This is a genomic window from Senegalimassilia anaerobia JC110 (assembly GCF_000236865.1).
In the GTDB taxonomy this organism is placed as follows: domain Bacteria; phylum Actinomycetota; class Coriobacteriia; order Coriobacteriales; family Eggerthellaceae; genus Senegalimassilia; species Senegalimassilia anaerobia.
Genome location: NZ_HE611014.1, coordinates 273,423 through 282,848, shown reverse-complemented (window position 1 = coordinate 282,848; position 9,426 = coordinate 273,423). Strand labels below are relative to the sequence as shown.

The 9,426-nt window shown below is 62.9% G+C and carries 8 protein-coding genes; 6 read left to right on the top strand and 2 right to left on the bottom strand.

The window, feature by feature from the left end; translation table 11 throughout:
• From SFHG_RS01220 to SFHG_RS01200, 6 genes are all read left to right on the top strand, one after another.
• A partial coding sequence (locus SFHG_RS01220) for a phage holin family protein (RefSeq protein WP_238318237.1) occupies window positions 1-374 on the top strand: 374 nt, incomplete at its 5' end.
• Window positions 375-692: 318 nt separating this feature from the next.
• A complete protein-coding gene (locus SFHG_RS01215; protein WP_042432455.1) occupies window positions 693-2,126 on the top strand; it encodes a cytochrome ubiquinol oxidase subunit I in 1,434 nt (477 codons plus the stop codon).
• 2 nt (window positions 2,127-2,128) lie between these two features.
• Window positions 2,129-3,154, top strand: a complete 1,026-nt coding sequence (gene cydB / locus SFHG_RS01210) for a cytochrome d ubiquinol oxidase subunit II (RefSeq protein WP_042432452.1) — start codon at window positions 2,129-2,131, stop codon at window positions 3,152-3,154.
• Entirely contained in the window at window positions 3,155-3,328 is a 174-nt protein-coding gene (locus SFHG_RS10550) for a hypothetical protein (RefSeq protein ID WP_155815083.1), read from the top strand.
• Window positions 3,329-3,714: 386 nt separating this feature from the next.
• On the top strand, window positions 3,715-4,401 hold the full coding sequence (locus SFHG_RS10040; protein WP_052297752.1) for a CidA/LrgA family protein: 687 nt from the start codon (window positions 3,715-3,717) through the stop codon (window positions 4,399-4,401).
• 3 nt (window positions 4,402-4,404) lie between these two features.
• On the top strand, window positions 4,405-5,094 hold the full coding sequence (locus SFHG_RS01200) for an LrgB family protein (protein WP_042432448.1): 690 nt from the start codon (window positions 4,405-4,407) through the stop codon (window positions 5,092-5,094).
• A gap of 319 nt (window positions 5,095-5,413) precedes the next feature.
• Here the strand turns inward: SFHG_RS01200 and SFHG_RS01195 are convergent, their stop codons facing one another.
• Together SFHG_RS01195 and SFHG_RS01190 are read right to left on the bottom strand one after the other, a co-directional pair.
• Window positions 5,414-6,598 (bottom strand): iron-containing alcohol dehydrogenase, encoded by a 1,185-nt coding sequence (locus SFHG_RS01195; RefSeq protein WP_042432446.1) that lies wholly within the window; start codon window positions 6,596-6,598, stop codon window positions 5,414-5,416.
• A gap of 1,370 nt (window positions 6,599-7,968) precedes the next feature.
• Window positions 7,969-8,484 (bottom strand): ferritin, encoded by a 516-nt coding sequence (locus tag SFHG_RS01190; RefSeq protein WP_042432443.1) that lies wholly within the window; start codon window positions 8,482-8,484, stop codon window positions 7,969-7,971.
• Window positions 8,485-9,426 lie beyond the last annotated feature (942 nt).

Here is a 9,426-nt window from a genome sequence, read left to right as displayed (position 1 = left end):
ACGCCATGCAATTCATCATCCGTTGGCTGGCCACCGCCGTCGCCGTAGGAGCCGCCGTATGGTTGGTCCCCGGCATCGCCGTGCTGGGCACCACCGAAAGCTGGATCGCCGTGGCCATCACCGGCCTGGCGCTATCGCTCATCGACATGAGCATCAAGCCGCTGTTGCAGTTGCTCAGCCTGCCTATCACGTGCCTGACGTTCGGCATCTTCTACCTGGTGGTGAACACCGCCATGCTGTACCTGGCCGCCTGGCTGAGCAACGGCATGTTCAACGTGGGGTTCTACATCTCCAGCTTCGGCAGCGCGTTTTTCGCGTCCATCGTCATCAGCATCGTGTCCGCCATCATGAACTCCATCGTCGCGGACAACTAGGCGAACGCGTCCGGGCGCGTCACGATGCGCCCGGACGCGGCTCCGGCAACTACCCTGCTGCCCCGATCATCGTCCAAGCAAGCCAAACCCGCTGCTGCCCCGATCATCGTCCAAGCAAGAAAAACCCGCTGCGCTCCCCCGCAGCAGGCCGCATGCGTCGAAACGCCGCGCGCACGCTTCGCTGCGCCCAAACGCACGGCCGACAGAGCGTTCTTGCAAAAACAATCGATACAAAATCTTGTTAATACTTCCATTTTCTCGCTTCGCGGCGTACTATGTTACTAGTTTAGTAGCATATGAACATAGGAGGGGGTTCTCATGGATATGCTATCCGACGTCGCGCTGCTCTCGCGAATCCAGTTCGCGCTGACCGTGGCGTACCATTTCATCTTCGTCCCGTTATCCATCGGCCTAGGCCTGATCTTGGCCATCTTCGCCACCAAGTACCACCGAAGCCGCAGCGATGCCGACGGCAACGCCATGCGTTTCTGGGTGCGCATCTTCACCGCCACCTTCGCCATCGGCGTGGCCACGGGCATCACCATGGAGTTCTCGTTCGGCACGAACTGGGCCGACTACTCGCGCTTCGTGGGCGACATCTTCGGCGCACCGCTTGCCGCCGAGGCCCTGTTCGCATTCTTCTTGGAATCGGTGTTCCTGGGCGTGCTGCTGTTCGGGCGCAACAAGGTGTCCAGCCTGTTCTACACCGTGTCCGCGTGGCTGGTGTGGGCCGGTTCGTGCCTGAGCGCGCTGTGGATCCTCATCGCGAACTCGTGGATGCAGACGCCCGCCGGTGCCGAGTTGGCCGCCGACGGCTCGAAGGCCGTCATCACCGACTTCTTGGCCGCAGCGTTCAACCCGTCCACGCTGCCGCGCTACACCCACGTGGTGGTGGCGCTGCTGATCATGGGCGCGTTCGCCTCCCTCGCCATCGGCGCCTGGTACCTGCTGCGCGACAAGCACGCCGACTTCGCCATGAAGACCATCCGCGTGGGCGCCGTCGTGGGCATCGTGGCCTCGTGCGCCCTGATCGTCACCGCGCACTCCTCCGCTGTGGAGGTGTCGCAGGAGCAGCCCACCAAACTTGCCATGATGGAGGGCATGTACGACGACGAGGTGCCCCCGCTGTACGCGTTCGGCTGGGTCGATGAGGAGAACCAGCAGGTCATCACCCCGTTCTCCATCCCCGGTGGCACCAGCTTCCTGGCAACGGGCACGTGGGACGCCCAGTACCAGGGCCTGAACTCGCTCGCGCAAACCGAGAAGTACGGCGACATGGACGTTGCCGACCTGCCCGTGAACCTGGTGTTCCAGTCCTACCACCTTATGGTTGCCATGTACGGCCTGATCATGATCACGGCGATCCTGGCCGTGGTGTTCAGCCTGCGCGGCGGCCGCATCCGCTCCATGCGCTGGTTGCAGAAGCTGCTGCTGGTAAGCCCGCTGTTCCCGTTCGTCGCCATCCAGGTCGGCTGGATCACCGCCGAAGTCGGCCGCCAGCCCTGGGTCGTCTACCCTTCCACGTCCGGCCCCGACGGCGTGAGCCTGCTGACGAACAACGCCATCTCGCAGTCGGTTTCCGCCCCTGAGCTGCTGCTGACCCTGGCCCTGTTCACAGCCGTGTACGTGTTCCTGTTCATCGGATGGGCGCGCGTGATCTCGCGCTTCATCGAGCGCGGGCCCGTCGGCGATGCCGCCCCCGCGGCCGACGCCGCCGACGATGCAACCGCCGCCGTCAAGGAAGGGGAATAGCCATGAGCGCGCTTGCAGTCCTTTGGTTCTTTCTGATCTTCGTGCTGATCGCCGGGTACTTCGTGCTCGACGGGTTCGACCTGGGCGTGGGCGTCCTGCACCGCGCGCTGGCGAAAGACGAGCGCGAACGGGCGCTCGTGCGCCGCAGCATCGGCCCGGTGTGGGACGGCAACGAGGTGTGGCTGCTCACCGCCGGCGGCGCGCTGTTCGCGGCGTTCCCCGCAGCGTACGCCACCACGTTCTCGGGCTTCTATCTGGCCGTCATGCTGGTGCTGTTCGGCCTGATCGTCCGCGCGGTGTCGCTTGAGTTCCGGGCACACGACCCGCAATGGGCGCGCGCGTGGGACGTCTGCTTCACCGTCGGCTCGCTCCTGCCGGCGCTGCTGCTGGGCGTGGCGCTGGGCAACGTGATCGCCGGCATTCCCATGGCAGCCAACGGCGATTACGCGGGCGTGCCGCTGCTGGGCCTGCTGTCGCCGTTCACCCTGGTCGCCGGCCTGCTCGGCCTGGCCATGTGCCTTTCGGCGGGCGCTGCGTGGGTAGCGCTGAAAGCGCCTGCCGGCTCCGCCGTGCATAAGCGCGCCGCGAAGCTGCGCGTGCCCTGCCAGGTCGCAGCCCTGGTGCTGTTCGCCGTTGCCACGGTCCTGGCGTTCGCGGTGGTGAAACCCGTGTTCGCGCCGGGCATGCTTGCAGCCGGCGTGATCATCGCCCTCGTGTTCCTTGCGTGCGTCGTCGCGTCGATCGTGCTCGGCCGTAAGGGCAACGACTTGGTGGCGTTCCTTCTGCAGTCGGTGGCGGCCGCGTGCCTGGTGGCGCTTGCCGCGGTCACGCTGTTCCCCAACCTGGTGGTGGCAGCCCCCGGCAGCGTGGGCGCATCCATCACGCTGATGAGCGCGGCATCCTCCGACACATCGCTGGCATGGATGACCGGCATCGCCTGCGTGGGCGTGCCGCTGGTGCTGGCCTACCACGTGATCGCGTACCGCGTCTTCCGCGGGCGTCTGGATGACAAGGATGTGAACTACTAGATGGACGCGCGGGGCTACATGAAATGGCTGAGCATCCTGTGCCTGGTCATGGCGCTATTCGGCACGGCGGTCATGCTGGTAGGCTACAAGGCGCCCACCATAGGCCTGGTGGCAACGGTGGCAGCACTCGTCATAGCTGCGGCCGCGCTGAGGTGGAAGGCTCGGGAGCGCTAACGCCGCCAGCCTGATGGCCGAACGCTTGGAAGCCGGCCAACCAAGCCGCGGGCCAGGCGCCCGACAACCAGCTCGGTGGCCGAGAACGCATGGGCGATCGGCCGGCCTATCGCCCAGCAACTGATCAGTCGACTGAGAGCTCGACGGCCGATCAGCCCGCTGAAAACCCGACAACCGATCCGCCAACTTCTCGCAGGGGGCGATGGGAAGCAACTCCCGTCGCCCCCTTTCGCATGCCCGGGTTTTGTGAGGTTCCGTTGCACGGCTTGTGCCGGTCGCGTGGATTCCCCGGCAAACTTTTGAAATGCCGGGCAAGCGTCTTAGTATGAGACCCTACACAAACGGTATCTATTCCCGAAAACCACCAAGGGGTTGTTCCACGAATCATGAAATCGAATAACGACGCCGCAAGCGTCAAGTGTTGTGCGCGCAAAATCTGGGCCCACTTCAAGGAATTCGTCGCCTCCGTCAAAGGCGACCTGAAGGAAACGCACGACGAGATGTTCCAGGGAGCCGATACCCCCAAGCAGCGCCTGCAGCGCTCCGTCAAGCACGGCTTGCTGCTGCTGGCCCAGTTATGCCTGATCATGAGCGTATACGCAGCCGGTTGCGCACTTGCATCCGTGCTGCCCATCACGCTTCCCGGCAACATCTTGGGCATGGTGCTGCTGCTTGTGCTGCTGGGCACGCACATCCTGAAGACAAAGTACATCAGCGAGGCCTGCGACTACCTCATCGACAACATGTCCGTGTTCTTCATCCCCGCCGGCGTGGCCATCATGGGCTGCTTCTCCATGCTGCAGGCCGCGGCGGCGAAGTTCGCGTTCGTCTGCATCGCCACCACCGTCATCGTCTTCTTAGCCACGTCCTACACGGTGTTGTTCGTGTCCTGGATCATGGCGAAGCTGGGCAAGGACACCGCGCTCGCCCCCGCTGTTGAGGCGGAAAACGCGCTGAAAGCCCAGGCAGGCAGCACCGACTCCAACAGCAAGCATGCCGAGGGCGCCAGCAAGCACCATCCTCATACGCCGGGAACCGGCATCATCTCCCCCATCGCCGGCAAGGAGGCTTAACCTATGCTGAACCTCATCGCAACCCTGGCTGTAGGCACCGTCATCTCCTTCATCGTGTTCAAGCTGGCCGTGGCACTGTACAAGAAGGTGCGCTCCCCGCTGCTCAACCCGCTGCTGGTGACGGTGGCGGTTATCATCGCGCTCCTGTGCGTCTTCCACATCCCGCTGGATTCCTACGAGTCCAGCGTGCAGCTCGTCTCGTTTCTGCTGGGGCCGGCGACGGTCGCCCTGGCGTATTCGGTCTACCGCCAACGCCAGATCCTCAAGCAGCACTTCATTCCCATCTTCTGCGGCTGCCTGGTAGGCTCGGTCGTGTCGATGATCAGCGCATACACACTCTGCGAGCTGCTCGGCCTGGGCGACGAGATGGCTACGTCGTTCATCCCCAAATCCGTGACCACCCCCATCGCCATCGCCGTGTCGGAGCAGCTGGGAGGCATCACGTCCATCACCGTGGCGGCCGTCATCATCACCGGCATCCTCGGCGCCATCTTCGCGCCGCTCATGTCGAAGATCTTCCGCGTGAACAACCGCATTGCCAAGGGCGTGGCCATCGGCACCTGCAGCCACGCGGTGGGCACCACGAAAGCCCTTGAGATGGGCGAGCTGGAAGGCGCCATGTCCGGCGTGAGCATCGCCGTATCGGGCCTGCTCACCACCGCCATCGTGATCATCGTCAGCTGCTTCGCGTAGCCGTTCGGCGTTTGCGTCGCCGTGACCGCACAACAACACCTCACGGCACAGCTTCTCCGCCTAACCGGCGCCCGTGGCGATTGCCGAGACCCTGGCGCGCAAGCAGCAGGCCGAGGTCATGGCTCCGGCCCCTTCCTCAGCCCCCCCCAAAAAACCCGCAGAAAGCCGCGAAGGGCCCTGCGACTTCCCGAATCTGCCTCCAACCACGGCGCCGACCTTCCGGCCACGCCATGCGGTTTGGGAAGCGAATGGGAGCCGCAGGGCCCTTCCCTATTCGCAAACGTTCGCCTGCCGGCATTCGGCAGGCGAACGTATTTCCTTACAGCGCCAAGCGGTAGATCTCGGCGGCGTCCTCCATGGTCAGCTTCTTGAAGCTGCCGAACGGCTCGCCCTTGTTCTCACGTAGGGTGGGGATCATCTCGGCGATGGCGTCCTCGATGTTGTCCTCGTCCAGGCCGAGCTCGCCCAAGCTGATGGGCATGCCCAGGCTGGCGAAGAACATGCGCGTCTCGTCGATGGCGGATAGCGCGTCGGATTCGATGTCGCCCGTGGGCGCCAAGCCGAACACCTCGTAGCCGTACTGCGCGAAGCGCGCCGGATTGGCGTCGTAGACGTACTCCATCCATGCCGGGAACAGGCAGGCCAGGCCAGCGCCGTGCGTGACGGTGGTGTCGTAGGCGGACAACTCGTGCTCAAGGCCGTGCGTCGCCCAGTCCTCGTGACGGCCCATGCCCAAAAGCCCCTGATGGCACAGCATGCCCGCCCACATGATGTTCGCGCGGGCATCGTAGTTCTCGGGCTCGGCCAGCACGCGCGGGGCCTCTGCGCGGATGGTGCGCATGACAGACAGGTTCATGCCGTCGGTGACGGGCACGGCGCCCACGTCGTCGAAGAAGCGCTCGAGCAGGTGGCAGAACATGTCGGTGATGCCGGCGGCCGTCTGGAACGGCGGCAGCGTGAACGTGAGCTCGGGGTTCATGAACGCCAGCTTCGGGCGCTGGTAGTTGCTCGCATAGCCGGTCTTCATGCCCAGCTCGTCGTTGCTGATGACGGTGTTCTTCGACGCCTCGCTGCCGGCCGCCGGGATGGTGAGCACCACAGCGATAGGCAGCACTTCAGTGTTCGGATATTTCTTGGTGATGAGCTCCCACACGTCGTAATCGATGCAGGCGCCGTTGGCGATGGCCTTCGCGGAGTCGACCACCGAGCCGCCGCCCACGGCCAGCACCCAGTCCACGCCGTTTTCCTTGCACAGCGCGACGCCCTCGCGCACCAGGCCGATTTCAGGGTTGGGACGCACGCCGCCCAGCTTCACGTACTCGATGCCGGCCTGCTCGAGCGATGCGCACACGCGGTCGATGAGGCCCGACTTGATGGCGCTCTGCCCGCCATAGTGCAGCAGCACCTTACGCGCGCCGCGCTCGGCCAACATGGGGCCGACCTTGCTTTCGGCGTTGTGGCCGAACACGAAATGCGTTGGGGAAACGAACTCGAAGTCTTCCATGGGAACCGCCTTCCTCGGTTTCGGGATGCCGCGCCGCCCACCTTCGCCCGCAAGCAGCACGATGCGCTCAGTATAACGCGCGAACCCGGTGCCTGGCGCTATCGGGTGAAGATTGCCGCGCTCGTGCGATAAAGGATAGTTGCGCGACGCCGCATAACCGTCCCAACACCATAGATAGTTGCACAATGCCCGGTATGATAAGAGGCAGTTTTGGAACGCCGCAAACCGCCCAGCACCATGGCATACGAGCGCGAGTCGCGCAACTGCCTTCCAGAACGACCAACCGAAAGGAATATGAGATGTTCCGAGTGCGGCCGCGCTATCGTCCCCTCCTTTTGGTACGAGGATGCGCACGTTTCTCTATACCGACTATGCAGTCAGCCGCCGGTACGGCTACTCCTTGAGCAGAGACGCATCCAGGTAGCGGCGGGAGCGAACGCTTTCGGTAGGAGCGAACGCCGGCGCAAGGCGAATCGATTTCTTGCAGGTGCACAAGAAAAAATAAAGCCGGGTAGGAAGGACCCGGCTTTCGAAAGGAATCCCGACAGGCAATGTGCGGGGTCTTGGCAACCCGCGTTCCGCTTGGCGACGGAACCTGCAAACCCGAGACAGTCGATTTGGCGAAGATAGTCGTTTGAGTTTTGCAATGTTATCCGCTGTCGGACAATGAATATTCTTGCATGCCATATTGATTCATGCAACCTTTCGAATCACCTGTTTACCTGGTCGAAACAGTCATTTTCCGCCGTTTGAACTGGTGTTATAGCCGTAGATATAGGCAATTGTAAGTTTTTATAGAAATGCATAATACTTCACTATTTATGCATAAACCACTCAAAAGGACGCTCAATCGATAGTCGCTGTGAATGATGTGACACGCTCAGTCGATAGACACCGCGAAACCGCGAGGCAGCATCCGGCAAGACGCAGGATATGCAACAGCACCGGGATTTGCCCGCTGCCTATCACCGGAACGCGAGCACAGCGACCCTCAAACCGCAAATCGCGTCCGACAAGGCGCGACGTGTGCAGCACCCTACATACTCTCAACTGTTTCAACCAGAACGCAAAAGACGCCCCGATTCGCATCGGAGCGTCTTTTCAGCGTGGTTTTGCATTCGGAATCACCAGAGCGGAACACCTTGTCGGCATGCATTCGGAATCGCCGGGTTCGAACGCCTTGTCGGCGTGCTTTCGCGTTTGCCGGGTTCGAACGCAATGCCAGCAGGCATTCGGAATCGCCAGAGCGAAACGCCATGCCGGCATGCTTTCGCGTGTGCCAGAGCGGAACGCCATGCCGGCATGCATTCGCATTTGCCGGAGCCGGACGGAACGCCCGCAAGCCAGGCAAGACCGCCTTCGCCGTGAAGCTACGCGTTGGCCAGCGGGCTGGGAACGGCGTACACGCGAGCGGCATTTTCACGGTCAAGATCGTAGAGCGCCTTGGCATCGCTGCCGAACAGCCTCATGCGCGACACCTGCTTCTCGGCGTTGTCCTCTTCCTCCTGCTGCTCCTCGATGAACCAATCCAGGAACTTCATGGTGCGATAGTCCTTCGCCTCGAAGGCGGCGGTGTAGATGTCGTTAATGGTGCTGGTGATGTACTTCTCATGCTCCAGCGCGGCCTCAAGCGGCTCCAGGTGGTTGCTGAAAGTCTTGTCGGGCTGGTCGATGGCCTGCAGCTTCACCTTGCAGCCGTTCTCGTGCAGATACTTGCGGAAGATGAGCGCATGGTCGCGCTCCTCCTGCGTCTGGATCTCGTACCAATGAGCGAAACCCTCCAGGCCCTCTTCCTCATAGTAATCGGCGAACGACAGGTACAGGTACGCCGAATACAGCTCCTTGCGAATCTGATCGTTGATCAGCTCGTACACCTTTGCATCCATAGCATCCTCCTTCAGGACAGAAAAGCCGGCAATGCAACCGGGGTTTGAACACATCCATGGTACGCCGCGCACGACGATTGCACCAGCAACGACATAGGAGCGGCACGATTGCACACAACAGCCGGACGAGCGCGAGGAGCGCGCGGCGGGCTGCGCGTGCGAAGGCCGGACGGCGGGCTGCGCGTGCGAAGGCCGGGCGGCGGGCTGCGCGTGCGAAGAATCGCCCGTTTTGGCCAGTTGGGGACAAAACAGGCGATTCTTCGCACAAACCAGACCGCAAAGCGGACATAACTCGCGATTCTTCGGCGTTTAGCAGGGAAGCAGGGCCAAAAACAGCTTCGCAGCCCCCGCAACCTGCGGATAATCGCACCTTTTGGCCACGGCCGGACAAAACGTGCGATTATCCGCAACCTCTACGGCCAGAAGCGGCATTCCCTCGGAGGATGAAGGCGCAATAAGGTGACAAGTTACCGCCTGCAGAAGAAGCGATTCATCATCCCCTCCTCAACGGGCGGCGGCCGCGAGCCTCCTCGAGCCGCTGGCCTCCTCAACCAGCAGCGGCTGCGGCGCTTCAGGGACGCTTCGGGGACGTAGCGCTATGCGCCCGGATTCCCCAAAGCGGCCACTTCGAGGCGCCTTCAAGTCCATCCGGGTGCTTCAAGCGGACGCTTTGGGGGACGCCCTGGGGGCGTAGCGTCATGCGCCCGACTGTCGGACGTTTAGCGCTACGTCCCCAAAGCGTCCGGGCACGCCGCGCGGGCCGAAGAACCTAATCCCGAGCGAAAGCCGGACAGATAAGGCCACGTCCCCGAAGCGTCCGACCGGGCTCCGCAGCGGGGCATCCTCCCCCCCAAATGCAAAAGGGCCGCCGCCCGGGGATGCGGGCGACGACCTGGGGAAGGGAGGGCGGCGGCCCGGGGAGGCCGCCGCTCCAAGGGAAGG